Here is a 23,751-nt window from a genome sequence, read left to right on the forward strand (position 1 = left end):
ATTCTTATCTGTGGTCAACTTTACGAACCAGTGCGTCACCCACAGACTGAATGATTTGCACCAATACAATAAGCATTACAACTGTCACTGCCATGATCACAACATCGTAGCGGTGGAAGCCGTAGCGAATAGCAACATCACCTAAACCGCCACCACCCACAGTGCCCGCCATAGCTGAATAGCTAACTAGGGTAACCAGTGTGATAGTGACTGAGTTGATGATGGTAGGTAGCGCTTCTGGAAGCAGTACCTTATTAATAATTTGCAGCGGTGTTGCCCCCATTGATTGCGCGGCTTCTACTAGGCCACTTGGCACCTCAAGCAGTGCACCTTCGATAAGGCGAGCCACAAATGGGATAGCGCCAATCGTTAGCGGCACGATAGCGGCGGTTGTGCCGATAAAGGTTCCGATCAGAAGCTTGGTAAATGGGATGATAGCCACCATAAGCACAAGGAAGGGCACGCTTCGGCCTACGTTGACAATGGCGCCTAAGATGGAGTTCAAGCGCTGGTTTTCCAGCAAACCGCCACGTTTAGTGGTGTGCAGGACTACGCCTAGAGGAATACCCACAGCGAAACCGACAATGCCAGAAAAGCCCACCATGTATAGGGTTTCCCAAGTTGCCTTTAATAAAAGTCCGCTATTTAGATTGAACCAATCAGCTAGTACATCATAAGACATAGCCAAGCACCTCTACTTTTACATTATTATCTTTTAAGTATTGAATCGCTGCATTGTCAGCTTCTTCGTCACCGAAGAATTCCGCCACCATCATGCCGAATTTAACGCCACCAGCGTAATCCAGATCTGAGCTTAGAATTGAGATATCAATATTAAACTTACGAGTGATTTGACTGATCACTGGCGCATTCACACTAGCGCCGGTAAATTCCAGTCGCACCAACGGGTAGCTTCCTTCTTTACGCTCAGTCAGAAGGCGTGACTCGTAATCTTCTGGAATAGAAAGGTCTAGGGTTGAGCGAATAAACTGGTGCGCAAGCTCTGTCTTTGGGTGAGCAAAAATGTCACCCACCGAGCCCTTCTCAACAAGCTCACCGCCACCAATAATGGCAACTTCGTGACAGATGTTCTTCACTACATCCATCTCGTGGGTGATGATAAGGATTGTAATACCGAGTTGACGGTTGATGGTTTTTAGTAAGCCAAGGATCGATTGAGTGGTTGCTGGATCAAGGGCGCTAGTCGCCTCGTCACAAAGCAATACTTTAGGGTCACTTGAAAGTGCACGTGCAATCGCAACACGCTGTTTTTGTCCGCCACTAAGGTTGGCAGGGTAGGTATCGCGCTTGTCGCTAAGACCCACTAAGCCCAATAGTTCAGTGACTTTATTTTCAATAGCTTGCTTATCTTTACCCGCTAGCTCTAGAGGTAGAGCGATATTTTCGAATACAGTGCGAGAAGAAAGAAGATTAAAGTGCTGGAAGATCATGCCTATGTTGCGGCGCGCTTCAGAAAGCTCTTTCTTAGATAGCTTGGTAAGGTCAACACTATCCACGATGACTTCACCGCTAGTAGGTGCTTCTAGCATGTTAACGCAACGAATTAGGGTGCTTTTGCCCGCACCAGAAGAACCAATCACACCAAAGATGTTGCCTTTGGCGATGGTTAAGTTGATATCTTTCAAGGCGCTGATAGCGGTTTTACCTTGATAGAATACCTTGTTAACTTGCTTAATCTCTATCATCAAATAGCCTGCATGATTAGGTAGAGGAGTTTAAATCTTGCAGAGATGCTAGATATTTCATTGACCCAAGTCAATAGATATTTTTACGTCTAGACGTCTAAACGCCAATTCAAGGGTGCGAGTGGTAACAAAGCATGCGATAATCGTTACCATCTTTATGAAGCAGAGCAGAGTAGTTACCCGTGCCTAAAGCAGCCGTTTTTTTAGACCGTGATGGTGTTATTAATGTTGATCATGGCTACGTACATGATGAGCATGATTTCGAGTATATCCCTGGCGTTTTTGAGGCAACCAAGAAGTTGCAGCAGATGGGGTATCTATTAGTCTTGGTCACCAATCAATCTGGAATAGCGCGCGGCAAATTTAGCGAAGAGCGATTTGAGTCGTTGACGCAATGGATGGACTGGAACTTTGTTGATAATGGTGTCGAGCTGGATGGTATTTACTACTGCCCGCATCACCCAGAGCACGGGATTGGCGACTACAAGCAAGATTGTGATTGTCGCAAGCCAAAACCGGGCATGTTTATTTCGGCACGTGACTTTTTGAAGATCGATATGAGTAAGTCCGTCATGATTGGTGATAAAGCAGAAGATATGATAGCAGCTGAGGCTGCAGGTGTCGCCACCAAGATACTGGTTCGCACAGGTAAACCTGTGACAGAAAAAGGTGAGTCGATTGCTACTGTCGTTCTCGACAGCATTGCTGATGTCCCCAATTATTTGCAAAAATAAACCTCACTACCGTATTCATTAGCGACCTTTATGTTGCAACCATTAAGAGACTCATGAGTAAAAAGCTCACTATCTTAGATATCGCGAAACTGTCTGGCGTTGGAAAGTCGACGGTTTCTCGCGTACTCACCAATGACCCTAAAGTTAAACCTGAGACTCGAGCCTTGGTTGAGCAAGTGATTCAGGAGTCGGGTTATGTGCCGTCCAAATCCGCGCAGTCGATGCGTGGAGGTAAACAGAAGGTCGTTGGCATCATTATTTCTCGCCTAGACTCGCCATCTGAAAATAAAGCCATTAGCGAGATGCTAAATTATTTCTACAGCAATGGCTACGATGTCGTGATCATGGAGAGCCAGTTTGATAAAGACAAGACCAATGAACACCTAGACGTACTGAAACGTCGTAACGTAGACGGGGTCATTGTGTTTGGCTTTACTGGGTGCGATATTGAAAAAATTGAATCTTGGGGTAAACGCGCCGTTGTGATTGCCCTGGACACGGTAAATGTCACCTCCATTAATTACGATAACCAAGGCGTCATTCAATTAGCACTAGAACACATTGAGCGAAGAGGCTTGAATAAGGTTGCCTTTATTGGCGTCGATCCGAGTGATAAGTCTACAGGCCTGCTAAGACTGAACGCATATTTAAACTGGTGTAATGAAAATAAAATCACACCGATCTCTGCTACCGGTGAGCTCAATCATGAGAGTGCTTATCAGCTGGTTGATCAAGTGATCCATGAGGGTACAGAAGCGATTGTTTGTGCCAGCGACACCCTATGTTTGGGGGTGATCAAACGCCTACAAGAGCTTAATCGAGAGGATATTGCAATCACAGGAGTGGGCGGCAATGAACTACTGTCGTTCTTGTTTCCGGATGTTCATAGCATTGATCCCGGTTACCAGCAGGCGGGTCACCTGGCTGCAAACTTGCTCATTTCTCAGATAGCAGAATCAGCCCCCATCTCTCATCATACCCAAAAGCCCATCCTTTAACTCTGTAGCGGAATTTCTAACCACTAGCCAAAGATTGTGACCCTGTTCAATCTTTGGGAATGTTCCCATTTATCGAGTGGGTGTTTTTTGACACTATATGGTCAATCTTTGGGAATGTTCCCATAAAGAGAAGAGATATAATAAATAAAGAGTGAAATGGGGTGGAACAATTATGAGTAAGATAGCGAAGCAAGACGTTGCGCGTCTTATAGAGTTAGTCGGTGGAAGTACCAATATTGCCAGCGTGAGCCATTGCCTTACACGTTTGCGCTTTGTGCTAAATGATACCGACATCGCAAATAAGGCTGAATTAGAAGCGCTGCCATTGGTTAAAGGCTGCTTTACCAATGCAGGTCAGTTTCAAGTCGTTATTGGTACTGAGGTTGATGAGGTTTATAAAATCCTCATTGAACTGACGGGCTCCACAGAAGCATCCAAGGATGATGCAAAAATAGCAGCACGTAAAAATATGAATATCGTTGAGCGCGGTATCTCGCATCTTGCCGAAATTTTTGTCCCTCTTCTACCTGCAATTATCACCGGTGGCTTGATCTTAGGTTTTCGCAATGTGATTGGTGACATTCGCATGTTTGACGGAAAGACCTTGGTTGAAATCAGCCAGTTTTGGGCCACAGTACATTCATTCTTGTGGCTCATTGGCGAAGCAATCTTCTTCTTCTTACCGGTTGGCGTTTGTTGGTCGACCGTTAAAAAGCTAGGCGGAACACCGATCTTGGGCATTACCTTAGGTGTAACCTTAGTCTCTCCGCAGTTAATGAATGCTTACTTGATTGGTAAAGAAGTGCCGGAGGTGTGGGATTTCGGGCTCTTTGTGATTGAGAAGGTAGGCTATCAGGCGCAGGTCATACCGGCTATGTTGGCGGGTGTCGCCTTGGCGTTGATTGAGACAAACCTTAAACGTATTGTCCCATCCTATCTTTACCTAGTTGTCGTTCCATTTGTCTCGATCATTTTATCGGTTATTTTAGCGCACGCCTTGATTGGCCCATTCGGCCGCACCTTGGGTAACGGTGTTGCTTTTGCTGCAAAAGCTGCCATGACGGGTGATTTTGCGATCATCGGCTCGATGATCTTTGGTTTTTTCTACGCACCCTTGGTCATTACAGGTATCCACCATACAACCAATGCGGTTGACCTGCAGTTGATGCAAGAGATGGGTGGCACGCCAATTTGGCCGTTGATTGCTCTTTCTAATATTGCCCAAGCATCGGCAGTGGTCGGTATCATCATTCTTAGTAAGAAAGCGGGAGAGAGGGATATCTCGGTTCCAGCGGCTATCTCTGCTTATCTGGGCGTCACTGAGCCTGCAATGTACGGCATTAACTTGAAGTACAAATTCCCAATGCTAAGCGCAATGATAGGCAGTGCATTAGCTGCCGCTATTTGTGGTAGTGCTGGTGTGATGGCCAATGGCATTGGTGTGGGCGGTTTACCCGGCATCCTATCTATCCAACCTCAGTATTGGACTATCTATCTATTAGCCATGCTGGTTGCGATTGTTGTACCTGCCTTTTTGACATTGTTTTTCTATAAGCGAGCTCAGGCTAAAGGCGATCTGAACTTAGCGAGTGCATAAGCAATTGGAAGTGGTGAATAACCACTTCTCTTTCAAATAATTTAAGGGTATGTGAATAAATGACAGTGTTACAGCAACAGCATGATTGGTGGAAAACCGCATCAATTTATCAGATTTATCCGAAAAGCTTTTGTGATAGTGGTAATAAAGGCACAGGCGATATTCAAGGCATTATTTCCAAGCTGGATTATCTTGAAAACTTGGGTGTAGACGCGATTTGGTTAACCCCTGTTTACGAATCTCCTATGGTTGATAATGGTTACGATATCTCTGATTACTACCAAATTAATCCAGATTTTGGGTCTATGGCGGATTTTGATGAGCTACTAGAAAAGGCTCATCAGCGAGGCATACGCTTGATCATGGATATTGTAGTAAATCATACCTCAACAGAGCACACATGGTTCCAATCGGCACTTGGAGACAAAAATAGCCCATATCGCGACTACTATATTTGGAAAGATCCCGTTGAAAATGCAGAGCCAAATAATTGGCAATCCAAGTTTGGTGGAAACGCGTGGAAACTCGACGAACAAACCAATCAATACTACTTGCACCTTTTTGCTGAACAACAAGCAGACTTAAACTGGGAAAACCCTAAGGTTCGCGCCGAGGTAAAGGAAGTGATTTCGTTCTGGGCAGAGAAGGGGGTAGATGGTTTCCGTCTAGATGTCATCAATCTCATCTCTAAGCAGCAGGATTTCCCCAACGATAGTTCAGGCGATGGCCGTCGCTTTTATACCGACGGTCCCCGTGTGCATGAGTATTTGCAGGAGATCAGCCAAGCGGTATTTCAAAAGTACGGCAGTGTTACCGTTGGAGAAATGTCCTCAACGACACTAGAGCATTGTCAGCAGTACTCTGCTCTGGATAATAAAGAGCTGTCTATGGTGTTTAACTTCCACCATCTGAAAGTGGATTATCCTAATGGTGAAAAGTGGACCCAAGCTCCGTTCGATTTCTTGCAGCTGAAATCAATCTTTGATCACTGGCAAACGGGGTTGAATGGTAAAGGGTGGGGAGCACTTTTCTGGTGTAACCATGATCAGCCAAGAGTGGTGAGCCGGTTGGGCAATGATACTCTTTATAGGAAAGAGTCAGCTAAGATGTTGGCAGCATCGGTGCACATGATGCAAGGTACGCCTTATATCTATCAAGGTGAAGAGATTGGAATGACCAATCCTAGCTATACCTCAATTGATCAGTATCGTGATGTTGAAAGCACGAATATGTATGAGGTGATGCTGAATCAACAAGGTCGCAGTGAGCAAGAAATATTGGGAATATTGTCCCAAAAATCCAGGGATAACTCACGTACGCCCATGCAATGGGATGAGACTCAATATGCCGGGTTCTCAAAAGGACTTCCATGGCTGGAGGTTGCCGGTAATTATAAAGAGATCAACGCGAAACAGGCGATAGAAGATGAAACCTCGGTGTTCTACTTCTTTCACAAGTTGATAGCGCTGAGAAAAAAATTAGCGGTCATCACCGAAGGGGATTATCAAGATCTCTTACCGGATCACCTACAGGTGTTTGCTTATCGCAGGCAAACGCGCACTCAAACACTGCTCTGTATAAACAACTATTATGCAGAACCAGTAGAGTGTGAAATTCCCGGTAGTTATGACTGGAGTAGGGCAAGTTGCCTGTTATCTAATTATCCGCAACAAGATAGCTATTCAGCGGTTCAAGGCTTAAGGCCTTACGAAACTCGCGTTATTGTTATCGAGAACTAACCCCCTGATAGATTAAAGGCTTTGAGTGTTCCCAAAGCCTTTGTTTTATATTTTTAGCGCTCGTAATGAACTGTGTATCGGGTGGGTTTATGGTTCATCCACAAGATTAAGTTAATGAACACAGCAGCCAATATAGACCAAGCAATTAAGGTCAATGGAATGAAATAGAGCGAACATATCAAGATAGAGGTATCAAACAACAGCTGTGTTTTGCCCACCGAGATACCCATCTTATCTTGGATCACTAGGCACAATACATTTGAGCCGCCTAAACTGGCACGGTGACGGAATAGAACCAGTAAGCCTAATCCTATAAACGTGCCGCCAGCAATGGCAGCAAAAGCAGGCGTGAGCAGTTCAAAGCGCATGACATGGTGCAGGTTGTCAGCCATCACCGATACCAATGAAACACATATCACACTGTTTATAGTAAAGCGCTTACCAAGACGAAACCACGCCAAGAAATAAAAGGGAATATTGACTAAGAAATACATGGTACCGAAGCTAAGGTCGATAAACTGCGTAAACAGCAATCCAAGACCTGCCGTACCACCCACAATCATGGATGAAGATTTTAAAAAATAGATCCCAACTGCCACTAATAGAGTACCAGTAAATATAGCAGCGCAATCCTCGAGAAAGCTATGTTTGTTCATTGTACTTAACCTTGCAGATTCAGCCGCGAATAGTATAGGAAAACTGTGCTTTACCGAACTGTTTGCGCAACTTTTTTGTTAACAGCGTGTAATTTTTGATTTACACAGTGTAAAGTTGAAGCCTTCAAAAAAGAGAATCCCAGATAGGCCTTTATTCTGTTGGTTATTTAGGCGAATATACCTACAGAAAACAGGGACAAAAAAAATTTGTGATACGAATTTATTTCGGTAAAATGCCGCCATTACCATGACGAAAACGTTTGCTTTTGGTCATTGTGTGGTTTTTTTAGCTATTTACAGTTTAATCTGAGTCAGGAGATACAGATGCTAAAGCGTGATATGAACATCGCTGATTACGATGCGGACCTATTTGCCGCAATCCAAGAAGAGACAGTGCGCCAAGAAGAGCACATTGAACTTATCGCTTCAGAAAACTACACAAGCCCACGTGTAATGGAAGCTCAGGGCTCTCAGTTAACTAACAAGTACGCTGAAGGTTACCCAGGCAAGCGCTACTACGGCGGTTGTGAGTACGTTGATAAGGTAGAAACTCTAGCTATCGAGCGTGCATGTGAGCTATTTGGTGCACAATACGCGAACGTTCAGCCTCACTCAGGCTCTCAAGCAAACAACGCTGTATACATGGCACTACTGAATGCTGGCGACACAGTATTGGGCATGAGCCTTGCTCACGGCGGTCACCTGACTCACGGTTCTCCAGTTAACTTCTCTGGTAAGCTGTACAACATCATTCCTTATGGCATCGATGAGAAAGGCCAGATTGACTATGAAGAGATGGAAGCTTTGGCTGTTGAGCATAAGCCTAAGATGATCATCGGTGGTTTCTCTGCATACTCTCAAGTATGTGATTGGGCTCGTATGCGTGAAATCGCAGACAAAGTTGGCGCTTACTTCTTTGTTGACATGGCGCATGTGGCAGGTCTTATCGCTGCTGGCGTTTACCCGAACCCAGTACCACACGCGCACGTAGTAACAACAACGACTCACAAAACCCTAGCAGGTCCTCGTGGTGGTTTAATTCTTTCTAACGAAGGTGAAGACCTTTACAAGAAATTAAACTCTGCGGTATTCCCAGGTGGTCAAGGTGGTCCTCTGATGCACGTTATCGCTGGTAAAGCTGTAGCGTTTAAAGAAGCTCTTGAACCAGAATTTAAAGAATACCAAGCGCGCGTTGTTGCTAACGCAAAAGCTATGGTTGCTGAGTTCCTAGCTCGTGGTTACAACATCGTTTCTGGCTCTACAGAAAACCACCTGTTCCTTGTTGACCTAATCGACAAAGACATCACAGGTAAAGAAGCGGATGCCGCTCTTGGCGCAGCTAACATTACAGTGAACAAGAACTCTGTACCAAACGACCCTCGTAGCCCGTTTGTTACTTCAGGTATCCGTATCGGTTCTCCTTCAATTACTCGTCGTGGTTTCACTGAAGAAGACGCGAAAAACCTTGCTGGCTGGATGTGTGACATCCTAGACAACATGGGTGATGAGTCGGTAATTGAAGCGACTAAAGCTAAGGTGCTAGAAATCTGTAACCGTAAACCTGTTTACGCATAAGATTGGTATAAAGTACTCTGAATGACAAAAGCGAGCCTTGGGGCTCGCTTTTTTTGTTTATTGGTTTTCGAGATACATAATGAAGAGCCGAGCATCGAGCTCTAGTTGATGATACTCAGGCTCCATATGACAACAAAGCTGATAAAACGCCTTGTTATGGTCCTTTTCTTTCAGGTGTGCTAATTCGTGAACGATCAGCATTCGTAGTAGTGGCTCTGGTGCATCTTTGAATACGCTAGCGATACGAATTTCGTTCTTTGATTTTACCTTGTTACCTTGAACGCGATTGACGTAAGAGTGCAGTCCTAGCGCATTGTTGATGAGGTGGATCTTGGGGTCGTAAATGACTTTGCTTAGCGGTGCAGACTTTCTCATAAAGCGATTTTTAATCGCCATGGTATATTCAAACAGGGCTTTTTCGCTTTGGATAGCGTGCTTGGTAGGGTAACGTTGCTCAAACCAATTGTTGAGTTTCCCTGACTCTACAAGCTGGGTAATGGGCGTGATTATATGTTCGGGGTAGCCCTGAATGTATCTCAGTGAAGGGTTCATTGTATTCCAAAGGCATGACGAAAGTGCTCAATTCTACCCAATTCCCAGCATTGAAAAAATGGATTTATTGGGCACTTCACGAATTATCCTAGCTGATAGCTGATAGCTGATAGCTGATAGCTGATAGTTTGGCTATTAACCGCCTTTGTTGATACTCAGCTGCGTGCCTGATTTACAACGGAATGTATAGTAGCGACGGCTTTCACTAAATTTAGATAGCCCTTCGCCTGAGCAGTAATCGATATTGATGTCGCGCATAACCTCTAGGGTTTTTTCATTGTCCAGAGCGAACTTAGACCCATCCGCACAAATGATGCGAACCTTGCCATCATCACTCACCGAGTAGAGTGAGACCTCGGTGTTACACAGCTCAAATGATGCTTCTAAGTAGTTGTCTTCTTGAGTATTTTTATCTGCACAGCCCCACAAAAATAGAGCCGACAGCGCACATAATAACAGTCGCATTAAACGACCTCCCTAATTTATGACCAGTCCTAGCTTTAATCATAATGGGCTTAGCGTAGAAAGCAAAAAACCACGGTAATGTTTGGGGGTTTATTTGGGAGTTTTGAGGTTTGTCGCAATTGGGGTTATGGGGGAGTATGATATTGATATTGGCACAAGCTAAGAGAAGAGCCTAGAGAGTTGCAAGCAACCTCTAGGTTCGTGGAATACAAGGTATGGCTGGTGGGGAGATCCCAGATAAAGCTAGCGCTTTTCTGGGATAAAAAATCCTAAGGTAGATCCCAGATAAAGCTGTGCTTTTCTGGGATAAAAAATCCTAGGGGATTTTTTACTTAACTTCCTCACCTTTTGCTTGTAGGTCTGCGTGGTATGAAGAGCGTACGAATGGACCACAGGCTGCGTGGGTGAAGCCTAGCTCTAGTGCAATCTCTTTTAGCTCGTCGAACTCTGCTGGTGGAACGTAGCGTTCTACTGGCAGGTGGTGACGGCTTGGTGCTAGGTATTGGCCTAGAGTTAGCATGCTTACGCCGTGCGCTCTAAGATCCTTAAGCACTTCTACGATTTCTTCTTTCGTTTCGCCTAAGCCCATCATTACGCCAGACTTAGTTGGAACGTCAGGGTGCTGCTCTTTGAATTTCTTCAGAAGCTCTAGAGACCACTTGTAGTTAGCCCCAGGTCGTACACGACGGTACAGGCGTGGCGCTGTTTCTAGGTTGTGGTTAAACACATCCGGTGGATTTAGCTTAAGCTCTTCTAAGGCTTTATCCATACGGCCACGGAAATCTGGAACCAGAGTTTCAATGCGAATGTTTGGGTTAAGCTTGCGGATCTCTTCATTACAGTCAGCAAAGTGTTTAGCACCGCCATCGCGCAGATCATCACGATCTACTGAGGTGATCACTACGTACTTTAACTTCATGTCTTTGATGGTTTGAGCCAGCTTTTGTGGTTCGTTGGTTTCCGGTGCGACCGGACGACCATGGGCTACATCACAGAAAGGACAGCGACGAGTACAGATAGCACCTAAGATCATGAAGGTTGCTGTACCGTGGTTAAAACACTCTGCTAGGTTAGGGCAAGAAGCTTCTTCACATACCGAGTTCAGATTGTTTTTACGCATAGCAGACTTAATGTCTTGAATGCGCTGGCTATCAGCGGGTAGTTTAATCTTCATCCATTCAGGCTTACGAAGAACTTCGCTGCGTTCAACTGGAACTGACTTAGTAGGGATCAGCGCCATCTTATCAGCGTCGCGATATTTGACGCCTTTTTCCATTTGAATTGGTTTACTCATAGCTTTCTGTCATTTCTATTACGTCTGTGTAATCCAGTAAGGTACTTAATTCCTTAACCAGAATACCTTGAATGTTTGCACGCTGATCATCGGTTGTGAAGTCAGCGACCTGAACCATTTCCATACCGGCATAACCACAAGGGTTGATGCGCAGGAAAGGGGAGAGATCCATATCTATATTCAGAGCTAATCCGTGAAAGGAGCAACCTTTGCGGATTCGAAGTCCAAGGGAACAGATCTTTTTACCCTCTACATACACGCCAGGAGCATCTGGACGGGCTGCAGATTCGATACCGAGCTTAGCAAGGGTTTGAACCACGGTGTTCTCTATATGAGTCACCAGTTCACGCACCCCTAAACCGCGTCGACGCAAGTTCAGTAGGAAGTACACCACCATTTGGCCTGGGCCGTGGTAGGTAACCTGACCGCCGCGATCACTTTTAACCACAGGGATATCGCCAGTATTAAGGAGGTGTTCCTCTTTACCCGCTTGGCCTTGTGTAAAAACAGGATTGTGCTCAACAATCCATACCTGATCAACGGTATTTTCGTCGCGCTCATCGGTGAATCGATGCATTCTCTGCCATATTGGTTCGTAATCTTGACGACCAAGATGGTGGATCTCCAATCGATCACTGAGTAGCGATGAGGTGGTGTTTGCTTGTTTCTCTGTATCGTTAGGCAATTCGTTACGTCCCTGAATCATCTATATCGAAGTACGCACATTACTAGCAACGTGAGGTTATTTCTACTAGAAAAAGGCGAATTAATACTATTTGTATTACAAAAAGTGGTGCTCAAAGATGCACCACTTTTAAGATCAACGGCTTACAACTTAACGGTTAAGTCTCGGCGGTTATAACACGACACGAACGATTTCAATATCACTGAGTTCTTTGTACAGTGTTTCAACTTGTTCGATAGAGGTAGCTGTAATGGTTACCGAAACCGCGTTATACGTCCCTTTACCACTTGGAGTGATTTTAGGGCTGTAGCTACCAGGTGCGTGGCGTTGGATCACTTCCAAGATGAGATCTGGTAGTTCAGGCTTTGCGTAACCCATTACTTTGTAAGTAAATTGGCACGGGAACTCCAACAGGTCTTTTAGTTTTGGCTGCTCTTGCATGGTTGCGACTCCAAATGGAAATAGTGTAAATAAGGGCCATTTAAGGCGCGAATGTTACTTTGATTGAACTAAAAACTCAATATGAGGTTCCATTGTCTGTATTTCAAGCTAGCGATAGATAAAAAAGAAGCTGCTATAAAGCAGCTTCTTTTCAAAATAACTCAAGATAAAACGCTTAGAACCAGCTCTTAAATAGCAGTACTAAATAGTCGATGAGTCGGCTGAATAAACCACCTTCATCAACACTTTCTAGAGCGAGCAGCGGGTATTCAGCGATGTCTTCACCATCGACTTGATAGAATACTCGACCTACAACATCGCCTTGTGCGATTGGCGCTTTTAGTTCCTTATCTAGAACAAAGCTCGCTTGTAGGTTCTTCGCTACGCCACGTGGAAGTGTCACATAGGTATCTTCAGCTAGACCCAACTTAACGGTGTCTTGGCTACCCATCCAGATTTTCTCTTCAGCAAACACTTCGCCCTTTTTATGCGGAGCGACTGTTTCGAAGAAACGGAATCCATAGTTCAGAAGCTTTTTGCTTTCTGCTTTACGAGCATTAGCACTCTTAGTGCCCATAACGACCGCAATAAGGCGCATTTGGCCTTCTGTGCCAGAACTTACTAGGCTGTAACCCGCATTACTAGTGTGACCAGTCTTGATGCCATCAACGTTCATGCTTTTATCCCACAATAAACCATTACGGTTGTACTGAGTGATGCCGTTGTAGGTGAATTGCTTCTCTGCGTAGAGTGCATACTCATCAGGTACGTCACGGATAAGGGCTTTACCTAGTAGAGCCATGTCGTATGGAGTTGAATATAGCTCATCGTTATCAAGACCGTGGACGTTGGCAAAGTGTGAGTTATCCATACCTAGCGATTTTGCCCAAGCGTTCATGAGATCAACGAAGGCATCTTCAGAGCCAGCAACGTGCTCAGCCATTGCAACACAGGCATCGTTACCTGATTGAATGATAATGCCGTGGTTAAGCTCGTCAACCGTGACGGTTGTACCTACTTCGATGAACATCTTTGATGAATCTGGGAAGTTTTTCGCCCAAGCATTCTTGCTGATAACAACTTCATCATCTTTAGAAATGTTGCCACGCTTTAGCTCTTGGCCAATAACATAGCTGGTCATCATCTTGGTTAAACTAGCTGGATGAAGCTGAGTATTCATCTCTTTCTCAGCCAATACTTTGCCTGAGTTGTAATCCATCAGTACATAGCCTTTGGCTGCAATCTGTGGAGCATCCGGTAACACGATAGGTGCGGCCTGAGAGGTTGCTGCAAAAGCAACTGAGGCAAACGCACTCGTTACGGCGAGAGATTTAAGTGATTGGGTGATAGTTTTCATCTTTTCCGTGTAATGTCCAAATTGAAGGCAAAACTTTTTGTATAGTAGCAGAATCAAAAGTCTAGACCAGAGAAACTACCATAATGCTTGCCAAAGTGTGAATTTTAATCCGCGCCTGATCTACTCAGGTTTATGCTTTTTAATAAAGGCGCTCGGATGTCCATTTTGTTGTAGTTTTTCTAGGAGCTGCTTAGCTTCGATGGCGTCAGCAATTGGGCCAATAAAGATTCTATTGATGGCATCCTGTTTTTCTACATAACTTGGCTGCTCATACTCTTCAGTGAGTTTATTGGACAGCTTCTTCGAATTGGTTGCATTCCCCAGACTCGCTACTTGAATCACATAGCTTGGGTGAGCATCCGATTTTGTCTTGTTGCCAGCCTTGGGTTTAGTCGTAATAAACTCTATTTCGACATTCGCCACGCCAGTTTTCACTACTCCAAGTTTAGTCGCTGCCGCATAACTCAGGTCGATAATTCGCCCCTCATGAAATGGCCCTCTGTCGTTGACGCGAACAATGGCCGTTTTGTTATTGTCGACATTGGTGACTTTGACATAACTTGGAATAGGAAGATTTTTGTGAGCAGCACTCATGGAATACATGTCATAGGTTTCGCCATTTGAGGTCAAATGCCCATGAAATTTCTTGCCGTACCAAGAGGCCTTTCCCTTCTCTTTAAAACCCTCAGGGTTATTTATCACAGAATAGGATTTACCACGTACAGTGTAATCTTTGTTTCCACCTAGGCTATAAGGTTCGTAGCGTGGAGTTGCATCCTCGATATGATTCAAGGAGATAGGTGAGTCAGGTGGGACATCTTGTGCTATTGCATAGCGATCTTTGTCCGATCCTGAACATCCAGCAATGATTGTCAGAGCTACGCCCAATCCTAGGGTTGTCAATATTCGCATTAGTTTGCCTTCGAAAGCATTTTTCTATGAGTTTGGATCGACATCAATATGCCAAAGCCTGCCATCAAGGTCACCATTGAGGTGCCACCATAACTGATTAATGGCAAAGGAACGCCCACAACGGGCAAAATCCCGCTCACCATACCAATATTTACAAAGATGTAAACGAAGAAACTCAGTACCACACTACCTGCCATCATTCGACCAAAGGCCGACTGGGCCTGACTTGCTAGATACAAACCGCGGCCAATGATGAATAGATAGACTGTGAGCAAGAACATGACGCCAATCAGTCCCCATTCTTCAGCAATAACGGCAAAGATGAAGTCAGTATGGCGCTCTGGTAGGAACTCTAATTGTGATTGAGTACCTTGCAGCCAACCTTTACCGGTTAAACCGCCAGAACCAATCGCAATCTTACTTTGGATAATATGGTAGCCCGCACCTAGGGGATCGGACTCTGGATCAAACAGGGTTCTAACGCGCACCTTTTGGTATTCACGCATCAAGAAAAACCACAGTATCGGCACGAACGCCCCCACCGCTAGAGCGGCCGAGAGGATGATATTCCAGCTAATTCCCGCTAGGAAAATCACGAATATACCTGAAGCCGCGATCAAGATAGAGGTACCCAGATCTGGCTGTTTAGCGATCAATATTGTGGGTAACATAACCAAGATTAAGGATGTTGCGAGAACCCTAAAGCTTGGCGGAAGAGGGCGGTTTCCTATGTATCTCGCGACCATGAGGGGTACAGCCAGTTTCATTAATTCAGAGGGTTGAAAGCGCACAAAGCCAAGGTTTAGCCAACGTTGCGCTCCTTTTGATGCCTCACCAAAGAAGAGCACCCCTAATAACAGGATGAGCCCTCCGGTGAACAGTAATGGAGCGAGTGTTTCATAGGTCCTTGGGGTGATTTGAGCCATGATAACCATGACCCCTAGCGCCAATATCATGCGCATCATTTGGCGTTCCATCATGGCGAGATTTTGGCCACTGGCGCTGTACATGATCACCAGTGAACATCCCATCAGGATTAAAACCCCAAAGATCAAAGGAAGGTCAAGGTGCATACGCTCAAACAGCGAACGGTTTTTGCCTGTTTCAGGATCTAGTTTCATTCTTCAGGCTCGATATAGTCATAAGTTGGGTTTAACAAAATATGGTCGAAAATTTGTCTTGCCACTGGTGCACCATGAGTTGAACCACCCCCTGCATTCTCTAGGACAATAGTCAAAATAACCTGAGGGTTATCATAGGGTGCGAATCCAGTGAACAGAGCGTGATCTCGCAAGTGTTCAGCTATCTCGTCAGCATCGTATTTTTCATCTTCCGCGAGCCCAAATACCTGTGCTGTTCCCGATTTACCAGCGCTCTTATATTTCATGCCTGCAAATGCGCGGCGAGCTGTGCCTCGTTTACCATGGTTAACCAAGTACATACCATGCTTGGCAATGGTCCAAAACTCTTTCTTCACGCCGGTGATTGGTGGATACAGCTCCGGCTGCTTGAACTCTTCCACAGTGCCATTATGCTCAACAGGTTTGATGGTTGAGCGAAGGATCTGCGGTGCCATTACCTTGCCTTCATTGATCAATACCGAAGTCGCCTTGGCTATCTGCATTGGGGTCGCTGTCCAGTAACCTTGACCTATGCCGACAGGAATCGTGTCCCCTTGATACCAAGGTGCGTTGTGTCTGGCACGCTTCCATTCACGTGTAGGCATGTTGGCTTTGCTTTCTTCATAGATATCGATGCCGGTATAGTCACCAAAGCCAAACTCTTGCATCCATTTAGAAATACGGTCGATGCCCAAGTCATAAGCTATTTGATAGAAGAAGGTATCCACCGACTCTTCAATGGCTTTATTGATATCAACTTCGCCATGTCCCCAGCGTAACCAATCTCTAAATGGTCGAGTCTTGGAATTTGGAATACGCCAATATCCGGGGTCGTTACGTGTCGTGGTCGGAGTAATCACTTTTTCTTGTAACGCTGCCACTGCAATGAAGGGTTTTACCGTCGATGCAGGAGGGTAGATACCTAACGTGGCCCGGTTTACCAGCGGGCGATTAATATCACTGAGCAGCGCTCTATAATCTTTGCCTGAAATGCCATGCACAAAGGAGTTAGGGTCATAACTAGGGCTAGATACCATAGCAAGCACTGCATCAGTATGAGGCTCAAGGATAACAGCGCTGCCTCGACGACCATCCAGAAGCTCGAATAAATAGCTTTGTAGCTTAATATCGATGTTAAGAACGATATCTTCACCCGGAGTAGGCGGCTCGTACTTTAGGGTACGAATGACGCGACCACGGCTATTGACTTCAACCTCTTGGTAGCCCGGTTTACCGTGCAAGATATCTTCGTAGTAACGCTCGATGCCTAGCTTACCAATATCATGTGTGGCTTGGTAATCCTGCACCTTATCTTCGCGGGTTAAGCGCTGAATGTCGCGGTCATTGATACGGGAAACATAGCCGAGAACATGGGTCAGGATCTCACCGTAGGGATAAAAACGCTTTAGGGTAGCGTTTACTTCTACGCCTGGAAATTCATGCTGATGAACAGAGAAGATAGCGACTTGTTCTTCTGAAAGTTGTCCAAGTAACGGTACTGATTTAAAACGTCTAGAACGCTTACGATCTCGCTGAAATCGCTCTACTTGCTCTTCCGAAATAGCGGGTAGCAGTTGCTGAAGGCGAGAAATCGTCTCATCAAGGTTGATGACCTTTTCAGGAGTGAGTTCTAGAGAAAATACAGGTCTGTTCTCCGCTAAAACAATGCCATTCCTGTCGTAGATTAGGCCACGATTGGGCGCGATGGGTACGACTTTGATACGGTTATCGTTAGAGCGAGTTTGATAGTCTTGAAACTGATTAACCTGAATATGATACAGGTTAATGATAAGCAGGCCGATGAGAACAAGGATGCCAATGAAGGCAACCAAAGCGCGGTTGCTAAAAAGCCGAGTCTCGAGTTTATGGTCTCTAAAATGAGAGCGCTTACGCATCATGCTCGGTTACTCACGATGGTAGGGGTGGTTCGCGTTAACGCTCCAAGCTCGATAAAGACTCTCTGCCATTACTACACGCACCAAAGGGTGAGGAAGAGTCAAAGGAGAGAGTGACCAGCTTTGTTCTGCTGCCGCTTTACAGGCTGGCGCTAACCCCTCGGGGCCACCAATTAAGATGGATACATCTCGAGCGTCAAGTTTCCAGCGATCCAACTGTTTAGCCAGTTGTGGTGTATCCCAAGGCTTACCTGGAATGTCTAAGGTCACAATACGGTTTCCTTTGGGTACCGCAGCCAACATGGCTTCGCCTTCTTTTTGCAAGATGCGTGCAATATCGGCATTCTTGCCTCGTTTACCAGCAGTAATTTCAATGAGCTCTAGTGGCATATCGTTGGGAAAACGACGCTTATACTCATTAAAGCCTTCTTCTACCCATTTTGGCATTTTAGTACCAACGGCAACGAGTTGGATCTTCACTGATTAACCCCAAAGTTTTTCTAGTTGGTAAAGCTCGCGATGTTCTTCTTGCATGACATGAACCATAGTAGAACCCATATCTACGACAACCCATTCACCTTCAAGTTCACCATCCATTCCTAGAGGCTCAATACCGATCTTTTTTGCTTCAATAGCAATATGATCAGCGATAGAAGATACGTGGCGCTTAGACGTGCCTGTGCAAACCAGCATGTAATCAGTCACGCTTGATTTACCCTGAACATCCAATGTCACGATCTTTTGTGCTTTCATATCGTCAGCTTTATCAGCTAAAAAGTCTTTTAATGCTTCGCCTTGCAATGCCGGCTCCTTAATAAATTTGTTTAGGTTCAAAAAAGTATACCATGCGTGGCTGTTAAGCGTTTCTTGGCATGCTCATATCGAGTGTCAACTGGGTAAGTATTGGCCATACACTGTTGTCGTAGTCGGTTTTTACGGTATGTTCTGCCTGAGCTAACGTACATACCATGCTATAGAGTGTTTTTGGCGTATGGCGGTTAAGGGCTGCTGTATAAAGCGGTCGCTTGTTGTTCCAAACGCGGTATTGGTCAAATACTTGTTGTAGGCTTTTGCTTGTGAGTTCTTGTTTGTAGCTCATCAAGGTATTCAACTCTTTTTGCAGCGTTCGTAGCAAGATCACGGCTTCCACACCTTCACCATGCAATTCACGTAGGATTCGTTGGCTACGTTTGGCCTTGCCTTCGAGCATGGCATCAATCCAGTTAAACGCTGTAAAGTGGTTGTGTCTGCTCAGTGCTGATTCTATACGAACTAGGGTAAGTACTCCGTCAGGGTAGAGTAAACAAAGCTTCTCTAAACTCTGACTCAGCGCCAATAGGTTCCCTTCATGCCATTGAGCCAACATTTGCACCGCCTCAGTATCAGGCTTAAGCCCTAACTGGTGGCAACGTTGGAGTACAAATTGAGGCAGTCGATGAATATCGGGTGTGAGACAACTGACCCAAAGACCATTGGAATTCAACGCCTTAAACCACTTAGCGTTTTCTTGCGCCTTGGTTAGCTTATTTCCAGATACAATCAGAATGACATCAGGGTTGAGTACTTGATGAAGGCTAAGTAGCTCTTTGGTTATGGCTTGATTGGTGCCCGATTCAGGGAGTTCTAACTGTAGAATTTTCTTCTCAGCAAATAGACTCATCGAATTACAGGCATCAAAGACCTCATTCCAGTCGGTTTGAGCTGTAATAGAAAAGCGAAACACCTCACTAAAGCCTTCTGATTTGGCTCTGTGCTCTATTTGGTCTCGAGATTCTTGAATGAGCAGGGGCTCACCACCAAACAGCAAATACACTGGGTGCAGTTGCCTTTGTAGTGTGTTGGCCAACTTGTCGGCAAAGATGCGCATGCTTAGTCTCTACTTAGCAATGTCAGATTCAGAGTCCACTGCAGTGTCTTCTTCTGTGCTACTTGCTTCAGAGTTACTTGCTTCAGGCGTATCTTCTGAATCGGTTTCTACACTTGCTTCTGGATTATCGGCTTCAGAGTTGCTGTCAGCCTCAGAAGCGGATGATGCAGGAGGCGCAGTTTGCAGCTCGACAGGTATGGTTGCCTGATCGTTTTTCTCGTATTCAGCCTGCAGGCTAATCTGGTCGTCTTTTCTTTGAGAAGGGTCTTCAATCATGCCACCTTCATTGACGAAGGTATCAAATGAGCCGTCATCGTTATCAAGGTCGCTGCGTAATCGCGCCAGCTGACGAATAATCTGTCTTGCGGCTTGCTTGCGCATCTCATCTTCAATCATGTCTCTTTCAACAGATTTTGCCAGTGCGGTTAACGGGTTATCGAGATAAACGCGGTTAACCTGGGTGCTGAATGTTCGTGTGCCCACATCAGGAACAACGACGCGGTAGTTTGCTCTTAGAGTCAGTTCTTTTTCCGCTGCACGGCTGTTTTGATATAGGGAGAGGGTACGTTCGCCAATACTCTCGGTGAGCAGGTGAATATTGGTGACATTCGCCGCTGGAGTGACAAGCTGTATGCCATTCTGTCTTAGTTCAGTTTTTACGTCTCGAGTGAATTGAGCATAGTCATCGTAGCTGGTCAAAGACATGGAACTGACTTCTTCTGGCACCAAGTAGCTGCCGCGAAAATGAAAACCACAGCCGCTCAGTAATGAGGCAATAAGTAGAGCGATAGCTAGGCGTAAATGAGAAAGGCGTGCAATTTGCATCAAAAGAATACTCTCTTAAGGAAGTTCGGTTCTTATCGTGCTTCTCTGAAACAAGGTCGTTTGCGACAAAAAAGCAGGATAAAAAACGAAAAGTGAGGGCTACATGATGTAACCCTCAGCTTTAAGCGTAGATTAGTTTGCTACAATATTCAGTAGCTTACCTGGTACGTAGATCACTTTACGTACAGTTTTATCTTCGATGAACTTAACTACGTTCTCATCGTTTAGACCAAGTTCTTCAACTTGCTCTTTCGATGCATCGGCAGCCACGGTTAGTTTTGCACGAAGTTTACCGTTTACTTGAACAACGATGGTTTTTTCGTCTTCAACTAGCGCTTTTTCATCAAACGTTGGCCATGTTGCCGAATCTACATTTGATTCACCTAATGCAATCCACATTTCGTAAGAGATATGCGGAGTCATAGGGTAAAGCATGCGAACAACCGCTTTTAGTGCCTCATCAAGGATTGCTCGGTCTTGAACAGATTCTTGAGGTGCTTTTGCTAGCTTGTTCATTAGTTCCATGATTGCAGCGATTGCAGTGTTGAACGTTTGGCGACGGCCAATATCGTCAGTCACTTTAGCAATGGTCTTGTGAACATCACGGCGTAGAGCTTTTTGGTCACCTGATAGTGCAGCAACATCAACAGATTCGGCAGTACCCTTAGAAGAGTGTGCGTGAACCAGTTTCCAAACACGCTTCAAGAAGCGGTTTGCACCTTCAACACCAGACTCTTGCCATTCAAGGGTCATATCGGCAGGAGAGGCAAACATCATGAATAGGCGTACTGTGTCAGCGCCGTACTTGTCGACCATCTCTTGCGGATCAATACCGTTGTTCTTCGACTTAGACATCTTGATCATGCCTGAGTGTTCAACGTTACGACCTTGAGTGTCTACCGCTTTCTCGATGCGACCTTTACCATCACGCTCAACGGTTACATCCGTTGGTGCGATCCATTCTTTAGTGCCTTTCTCGTTGGTGTGGTAGAAGGCGTCAGCCAGAACCATACCTTGACAAAGAAGCTGTTTGAACGGCTCATCAGAGGTCACGTAGCCTGCATCACGAAGCAATTTATGGAAGAAGCGAGAGTACAGTAGGTGCATACATGCGTGCTCGATACCACCCACGTACTGGTCTACAGGTAGCCAGTAGTTTGCTTTTTCTGGGTCTAGGATATCGTCAGCTTGTGGTGAACAGTAGCGTGCGTAATACCAAGATGATTCCATAAAGGTATCAAAGGTATCTGTTTCACGAAGTGCAGGCTCACCGTTGAATGTGGTTTTCGCCCATTCTTTGTCTGCTTTGATAGGGCTAGTTACGCCATCCATCACTACGTCTTCAGGTAAAATCACAGGTAGCTGGTCAGCAGGTACCGGATGAACTTCACCGTCTTCAGTTGTTACCATAGGGATTGGAGCACCCCAGTAACGCTGACGAGATACACCCCAGTCACGTAGACGGAAGTTTACTGTCTTAGTGCCTTTGCCTTCGGCTTCTAGTTTTGCTGCGATAGCATCAAACGCTGCCTGGAACTCAAGGCCATCAAATTCACCTGAATCAAACAGTACACCCTTCTCAGTGTATGCAACCTCTGAGATATCTAGCTCAGCGCCGTCAACAGGCTTGATTACTGGCACTATGTCTAGGCCGTATTTTGTCGCAAATTCGTAGTCACGTTGATCGTGAGCAGGAACTGCCATAACAGCACCTGTGCCGTAATCCATTAATACGAAGTTAGCAACGAATACAGGTACTTCACGGCCGTTCAATGGATGAATTGCGGTAAGGCCAGTCGCCATACCTTTCTTCTCCATTGTTGCAAGCTCAGCTTCAGCAACCTTGTTGTTTTTGCACTCTTCGATGAACTCAGCAAGCGCAGGGTTATTCTCTGCAGCGACTGCCGCTAGAGGGTGGCCTGCAGCAATACCCACGTAAGTCACACCCATTAGGGTATCTGGACGCGTGGTGTAAACTTCTAGGTCTTGTTGACCCTTAACATCGAACTTAAGCTCAACGCCTTCAGAGCGACCAATCCAGTTGCGCTGCATGGTCTTAACCATTTCAGGCCAGCCATCAAGGTTATCTAGATCATCTAGAAGCTCTTGAGCGTATTCAGTGATCTTAATGAACCACTGTGGGATCTCTTTTTGCTCTACTGGAGTATCACAACGCCAGCAGCAGCCATCTTCAACCTGCTCGTTAGCAAGAACAGTTTGGTCGTTTGGACACCAGTTAACAGAAGAGGTTTTCTTGTAAACCAAGCCTTTTTCGTAAAGCTTAGTAAAGAAGCCTTGCTCCCAACGGTAGTACTCTGGAGTACAAGTCGCAAACTCGCGGTTCCAGTCGTAACCAAAGCCAAGAAGCTTAAGCTGGTTCTTCATGTACTCGATATTTTCGTATGTCCAAGGAGCCGGTGCAGTGTTGTTTTTAACTGCAGCGTTCTCTGCTGGAAGGCCAAAAGCATCCCAACCAATAGGTTGCATCACGTTTTTGCCTTGCAGGCGCTGGAAGCGAGATACTACGTCACCAATGGTGTAGTTACGTACGTGGCCCATGTGTAGACGACCACTAGGGTACGGAAACATAGAAAGACAGTAGAATTTTTCTTTGTTTGGGTCTTCACTTACAACAAAGGTTTCATTGTTGTCCCAGTGCTTTTGAACTTTTTGTTCAATATCTTGCGGGTTGTATTGTTCTTGCATCGACGCTATCCATTTTCTTGGAAACTGTGAGAACGATTAAATCAGTTCGTTTTAGATCAGCATAGAATACCTAAAGGAGCTAAAAGCAACAACCACAAAGCAAGCTTTAAGCAATGTTAATTGCCATTAGGCAAAGGAGGGCATATGCCAAAACGTCAGGCGGGTTATGATGAGCTGTTATCCGATGTAGTAGAAACCTTAAAACACAGCCCAGATGAAATAAATAATGTGATTGCTAATTCAGAGAAGGTGGTAGAGGCTGCCAATGATATGACCAAAGACGAATTAGCCTTAGTTTCGGCGTATGTTAAGTCGGATCTGCAAGAATTTGCTAATAACTTTGAAGAGAGCAAATCGGGGCCTTTTTACCTCATGATTGCAAATACGGTCTGGCAATCTCTATTGGATATTACCGATAAAACAAAAGTCGAATGGGTTGAGTTCTTTCAAGATCTTGAGCATCAAGGGGTGTATAAGTCCGGCGAGATTATTGGCTTAGGTGTATTAATCTGTGAAAAATGTGGCCACCGAACTCAATACAATCACGCCACCGAAATTCAGGTGTGTCCTCAATGTGGGCATGATGAGTTTTCTAGGCAGCCTTTAAAGCCATAAGCTAAAACTGA

At 45.3% G+C, this 23,751-nt stretch carries 22 protein-coding genes and 1 pseudogene; 6 read left to right on the plus strand and 17 right to left on the minus strand.

Features of this window, described 5'->3' with window-relative positions:
• Positions 1–4: 4 nt before the first annotated feature.
• Together D5I41_RS11255 and metN are read right to left on the minus strand one after the other, a co-directional pair.
• Positions 5–682: a methionine ABC transporter permease gene (locus tag D5I41_RS11255; RefSeq protein WP_017029150.1), complete on the minus strand. Its 678-nt coding sequence runs from the start codon at positions 680–682 to the stop codon at positions 5–7.
• Positions 672–1,706, minus strand: coding sequence for a methionine ABC transporter ATP-binding protein MetN (gene metN, locus D5I41_RS11260; protein WP_119009870.1), 1,035 nt, complete (start codon positions 1,704–1,706; stop codon positions 672–674). The genes D5I41_RS11255 and metN overlap by 11 nt, the downstream gene beginning before the upstream one ends.
• A 182-nt stretch (positions 1,707–1,888) precedes the next feature.
• Between metN and gmhB the strand changes: the two genes are divergently transcribed.
• From gmhB to treC, 4 genes are all read left to right on the plus strand, one after another.
• The gene (gene gmhB / locus D5I41_RS11265) at positions 1,889–2,440 is read left to right on the plus strand and encodes a D-glycero-beta-D-manno-heptose 1,7-bisphosphate 7-phosphatase (protein WP_119009871.1); all 552 of its coding nucleotides are present in this window, start codon (positions 1,889–1,891) and stop codon (positions 2,438–2,440) included.
• A gap of 53 nt (positions 2,441–2,493) precedes the next feature.
• Positions 2,494–3,438 (plus strand): trehalose operon repressor TreR, encoded by a 945-nt coding sequence (gene treR, locus D5I41_RS11270; RefSeq protein WP_119009872.1) that lies wholly within the window; start codon positions 2,494–2,496, stop codon positions 3,436–3,438.
• A 172-nt stretch (positions 3,439–3,610) separates the two neighbouring features.
• Entirely contained in the window at positions 3,611–5,035 is a 1,425-nt protein-coding gene (gene treB / locus D5I41_RS11275) for a PTS trehalose transporter subunit IIBC (RefSeq protein ID WP_119009873.1), read from the plus strand.
• A 59-nt stretch (positions 5,036–5,094) separates the two neighbouring features.
• Positions 5,095–6,774 carry an alpha,alpha-phosphotrehalase gene (gene treC / locus D5I41_RS11280; protein WP_119009874.1) on the plus strand — a complete coding sequence of 560 codons (1,680 nt, stop codon included), beginning with the start codon at positions 5,095–5,097 and terminating at the stop codon, positions 6,772–6,774.
• A 53-nt stretch (positions 6,775–6,827) separates the two neighbouring features.
• Here treC and D5I41_RS11285 read toward each other — a convergent pair whose 3' ends face one another.
• Positions 6,828–7,430 (minus strand): YitT family protein, encoded by a 603-nt coding sequence (locus D5I41_RS11285; RefSeq protein ID WP_119009875.1) that lies wholly within the window; start codon positions 7,428–7,430, stop codon positions 6,828–6,830.
• Positions 7,431–7,754: 324 nt separating this feature from the next.
• On the opposite strand from D5I41_RS11285, the gene glyA reads away from it, so the two are divergent.
• A complete protein-coding gene (gene glyA / locus D5I41_RS11290) occupies positions 7,755–9,005 on the plus strand; it encodes a serine hydroxymethyltransferase (protein ID WP_017029154.1) in 1,251 nt (416 codons plus the stop codon).
• A 57-nt stretch (positions 9,006–9,062) separates the two neighbouring features.
• On the opposite strand, the gene D5I41_RS11295 is transcribed toward glyA, so the two are convergent.
• The 14 genes and pseudogenes from D5I41_RS11295 to leuS form a co-directional block, all read right to left on the minus strand.
• Entirely contained in the window at positions 9,063–9,557 is a 495-nt protein-coding gene (locus D5I41_RS11295; RefSeq protein WP_119009876.1) for a M48 metallopeptidase family protein, read from the minus strand.
• Positions 9,558–9,692: 135 nt separating this feature from the next.
• Positions 9,693–10,022 carry a hypothetical protein gene (locus D5I41_RS11300; RefSeq protein ID WP_119009877.1) on the minus strand — a complete coding sequence of 110 codons (330 nt, stop codon included), beginning with the start codon at positions 10,020–10,022 and terminating at the stop codon, positions 9,693–9,695.
• Between the two features lie 328 nt (positions 10,023–10,350).
• Positions 10,351–11,316: a lipoyl synthase gene (gene lipA, locus D5I41_RS11305; RefSeq protein WP_017029157.1), complete on the minus strand. Its 966-nt coding sequence runs from the start codon at positions 11,314–11,316 to the stop codon at positions 10,351–10,353.
• Positions 11,309–12,022, minus strand: coding sequence for a lipoyl(octanoyl) transferase LipB (gene lipB / locus D5I41_RS11310; protein ID WP_119009878.1), 714 nt, complete (start codon positions 12,020–12,022; stop codon positions 11,309–11,311). The genes lipA and lipB overlap by 8 nt, the downstream gene beginning before the upstream one ends.
• Before the next feature lie 150 nt (positions 12,023–12,172).
• Positions 12,173–12,442 (minus strand): DUF493 family protein YbeD, encoded by a 270-nt coding sequence (gene ybeD / locus D5I41_RS11315; protein ID WP_017029159.1) that lies wholly within the window; start codon positions 12,440–12,442, stop codon positions 12,173–12,175.
• 175 nt (positions 12,443–12,617) lie between these two features.
• Positions 12,618–13,799 (minus strand): serine hydrolase, encoded by a 1,182-nt coding sequence (locus tag D5I41_RS11320; protein ID WP_119009879.1) that lies wholly within the window; start codon positions 13,797–13,799, stop codon positions 12,618–12,620.
• Between the two features lie 120 nt (positions 13,800–13,919).
• Positions 13,920–14,711, minus strand: a complete 792-nt coding sequence (locus tag D5I41_RS11325; RefSeq protein WP_119009880.1) for a septal ring lytic transglycosylase RlpA family protein — start codon at positions 14,709–14,711, stop codon at positions 13,920–13,922.
• Positions 14,711–15,832, minus strand: coding sequence for a rod shape-determining protein RodA (gene rodA / locus D5I41_RS11330; protein ID WP_017029162.1), 1,122 nt, complete (start codon positions 15,830–15,832; stop codon positions 14,711–14,713). Before rodA ends, D5I41_RS11325 begins: the two co-directional genes overlap by 1 nt.
• Positions 15,829–17,730 carry a penicillin-binding protein 2 gene (mrdA, locus tag D5I41_RS11335; RefSeq protein WP_162892825.1) on the minus strand — a complete coding sequence of 634 codons (1,902 nt, stop codon included), beginning with the start codon at positions 17,728–17,730 and terminating at the stop codon, positions 15,829–15,831. Before mrdA ends, rodA begins: the two co-directional genes overlap by 4 nt.
• Positions 17,731–17,736: 6 nt before the next feature.
• Positions 17,737–18,207 carry a 23S rRNA (pseudouridine(1915)-N(3))-methyltransferase RlmH gene (gene rlmH, locus D5I41_RS11340; RefSeq protein WP_017029164.1) on the minus strand — a complete coding sequence of 157 codons (471 nt, stop codon included), beginning with the start codon at positions 18,205–18,207 and terminating at the stop codon, positions 17,737–17,739.
• A gap of 3 nt (positions 18,208–18,210) precedes the next feature.
• Positions 18,211–18,528 (minus strand): ribosome silencing factor, encoded by a 318-nt coding sequence (gene rsfS / locus D5I41_RS11345; protein ID WP_017029165.1) that lies wholly within the window; start codon positions 18,526–18,528, stop codon positions 18,211–18,213.
• Between the two features lie 55 nt (positions 18,529–18,583).
• Positions 18,584–19,594, minus strand: coding sequence for a DNA polymerase III subunit delta (gene holA / locus D5I41_RS11350; protein ID WP_119009881.1), 1,011 nt, complete (start codon positions 19,592–19,594; stop codon positions 18,584–18,586).
• Between the two features lie 162 nt (positions 19,595–19,756).
• Positions 19,757–20,419 (minus strand): annotated as a pseudogene (locus D5I41_RS21425) (LPS-assembly lipoprotein LptE); the annotation flags it as partial.
• Between the two features lie 132 nt (positions 20,420–20,551).
• Entirely contained in the window at positions 20,552–23,125 is a 2,574-nt protein-coding gene (gene leuS / locus D5I41_RS11360; protein WP_119009883.1) for a leucine--tRNA ligase, read from the minus strand.
• A gap of 144 nt (positions 23,126–23,269) precedes the next feature.
• Between leuS and D5I41_RS11365 the strand changes: the two genes are divergently transcribed.
• The gene (locus D5I41_RS11365) at positions 23,270–23,740 is read left to right on the plus strand and encodes a zinc ribbon-containing protein (RefSeq protein ID WP_119009884.1); all 471 of its coding nucleotides are present in this window, start codon (positions 23,270–23,272) and stop codon (positions 23,738–23,740) included.
• Positions 23,741–23,751 lie beyond the last annotated feature (11 nt).

Source organism: Vibrio superstes (genome assembly GCF_003569005.1).
GTDB lineage: Bacteria > Pseudomonadota > Gammaproteobacteria > Enterobacterales > Vibrionaceae > Vibrio > Vibrio superstes.